Annotated in this window: 3 protein-coding genes; 1 reads left to right on the top strand and 2 read right to left on the bottom strand. The window is 69.8% G+C overall.

The genetic code is table 11. From position 1 onward, the window contains the following. Nucleotides 1-245 precede the first annotated feature (245 nt). Entirely contained in the window at nucleotides 246-455 is a 210-nt protein-coding gene (locus SPR02S_RS25475; protein WP_026150854.1) for a hypothetical protein, read from the bottom strand. 212 nt (nucleotides 456-667) lie between these two features. Continuing rightward, nucleotides 668-943: a DUF8836 family protein gene (locus SPR02S_RS25480; RefSeq protein WP_026150855.1), complete on the bottom strand. Its 276-nt coding sequence runs from the start codon at nucleotides 941-943 to the stop codon at nucleotides 668-670. 196 nt (nucleotides 944-1,139) lie between these two features. On the opposite strand from SPR02S_RS25480, the gene SPR02S_RS56255 reads away from it, so the two are divergent. Beyond that, entirely contained in the window at nucleotides 1,140-2,543 is a 1,404-nt protein-coding gene (locus tag SPR02S_RS56255) for a serine/threonine-protein kinase (protein WP_019059835.1), read from the top strand. Nucleotides 2,544-2,592 lie beyond the last annotated feature (49 nt).

Here is a 2,592-nt window from a genome sequence, read left to right on the forward strand (position 1 = left end):
GTCCTCAAACGCCGGACGGGCTGGATGTAGCCGGCCTGCGTTGAAGAGGGCACCGTCTGCACTCAAAAAATCCCCTGCGCTACTCAAAGAAATCCCCTGCGCTCAAAAGCCCAGGGGCAAAGCAAAGCCGGCGCAGCTCCCCAGCTGCGCCGGCTTTTTTTGCCGTCCGCCGCACCCCCGTCCCCACGGGGTTTCATGGGTTGATGTCCCCGCCCGGACCGCTCTTCCGGGCCTGGGGTCGCCGCTCAGCGCCCCAGCATCACTCCCACGGACGACGCCTGTGTGGCCACGGTTTCCCAGCCGTCGAAGACGACCAGGAGCAGGACCGCCAGGGGAAGTGCCATCAAGGTCGCCACCAGTGGGTGGCGACGGCCCGTGCGGCGGGTGCGGAACGCCACGTTGTACGCCTTGCGTCCCTCGGTGCGGATCAATGCCCGCGGTGCCGTATGGGCCATGGTCCCTCTCCTGACCGTGCTCCGTTGACCTAGCTCAGTTGTCGTTGGCAGCGGCGGGTGTCTGACCTCGGGGGACGAGTGCTGCACCCGCCGCTTGACCTCAAATCTAGGCGTGCGGCGGGTGCGGGTCGTCATGCCCTCGTACCGATTGGCGGGCCTCCCGGAGGATGAGCGATGACCTGCGGAGTACTCCCCTGGGTGGAGACCGGGTCCTACGTCTCGGGGTCTTCCCGGAGGGGGAGTCCGGTGTGCCCCGCTTTCTCTGAGCTGTCCTCGCGGGGGACCGGTTGTTCGACCAGGGCCAGGACCCTGGTCGCCATGAAGCGGGCAGTACGGACCACGGAGCCGTTGCGGGTGACTTCGCTCACTTCCACCACCCCTCGGCGCACCGCCGTCTCCACCCGACGGCCTGCCCTGCTCGCCACCACCTCATATGTACGTGTTGTGTCGCCGGCGTCCACCACTATCTCGACGCGATCACCCTTCACGCGCTCAATCCCCCTTCTGTGATGGTTGGTTGGGGTCCGGGGCGGTGTGAAGTCCTGCTGCTCGCAACGCCTCTGACCACCTTTCAAGTTTCCCACTCGGCACTGACAATCCGTCGGGCCGAGAGGGCGCGGCCTTTGCGCGCGGGCGCCCGTGGAAACGTAAGCTGTCGCTCGTCACACGGACCGGGCAGCGGGGATGAACATGGCGATGATGCGCCTGAGGCGCGAGGACCCGCGCGTCGTCGGCTCGTTCAGGCTTCACAGACGGCTCGGCGCGGGCGGAATGGGCGTCGTCTATCTGGGCTCCGACCGCAAGGGTCAGCGGGTCGCGCTGAAGGTCATCCGGCCGGATCTGGCGGAGGACCAGGAGTTCCGTTCGCGGTTCGCGCGCGAGGTCTCGGCCGCGCGGCGGATTCGTGGCGGGTGCACGGCTCGGCTGGTCGCGGCGGATTTGGACGCCGATCGGCCGTGGTTCGCCACTCAGTACGTGCCTGGGCCGTCGTTGCACGACAAGGTCGCCGACGAGGGTGCGCTGGGGGCGGCCGAGGTCGCTGCGATCGGGGCCGCCCTGTCCGAGGGGCTCGTCGCCGTTCATGAGGCCGGGGTTGTCCACCGGGATCTCAAGCCGTCGAACATCCTCCTCTCCCCCAAGGGTCCGCGGATCATCGACTTCGGTATCGCCTGGGCCACCGGTGCGTCGACGCTCACGCACGTCGGTACGGCGGTCGGTTCGCCCGGGTTCCTCGCGCCCGAGCAGGTGCGGGGGGCCGCCGTCACTCCGGCCACCGATGTGTTCTCGCTCGGGGCCACGCTCGCGTATGCCTCTACCTCCGACTCGCCCTTCGGGCACGGTAGTTCGGAGGTGATGCTGTACCGCGTGGTGCACGAGGAGGCGCAGCTGCACGGGGTGCCGGACGCGCTCGCGCCGCTCGTCCGCGCGTGCCTCGCGAAGGATCCCGAGGAGCGACCCAGCACGCTTCAACTGTCCTTGCGGCTCAAGGAGATCGCCGCTCGTGAGGCTCAGGGGCTGGCTGATGTACGGCCGCCCGGGCCTCGTGCGGCGGAGGCGGATCGGCCTACCGGGCGGCTCACCGACAGTTATCCGGAGCAGCAGCGGACCCAGAGTCAGCGGCGTCCACCGAGTCCTCCGGGGACTCCGGCGCCTCGTGGTGCCGCTCCTTCGTCCCGGGGTGGCGGTAGTCCGTCGCGTGGGGGTGGCGGTGCGGTGCCTTCGCGTGGGGGTGGGGCGCCATCGCGGCCGGGTTCTCCTCGGCCTACTCCGGCGGGGCGCAACACCACACGGTCCGGGAGCGGGAGTCGTCCTGCGCCTCGTAGTGGTGCGGGGCGGCCTGGGCCTCGGACCACGGGGACCGGGCGGCGGCCGGCGAATCCGCGGTTGCTGCGGCAGCGGCTGTTCGTGTTTGTCGTCGTGACGCTGCTGGTCGCGCTGGGGATTGCGGTGGCTCAGGGGTGTTCGGGGCCGGCTCATGGGCTTGGGCGTACGGGGGATGGTGTGCGACAGGGGCACGCGAGCGTCGTCGGGGCGGACGGGGCGGTTTCGGGTGGGCGGTATGGGGCTGTGGGCGGGGTTGCCGAGTAGTTTCGCCCCCGCCGCCCCTACCCGTCCCATCCCCAGAGGCTGCCGCCCC

This window comes from Streptomyces prunicolor NBRC 13075 (assembly GCF_000367365.1).
GTDB classification, from domain to species: Bacteria; Actinomycetota; Actinomycetes; order Streptomycetales; family Streptomycetaceae; genus Streptomyces; species Streptomyces prunicolor.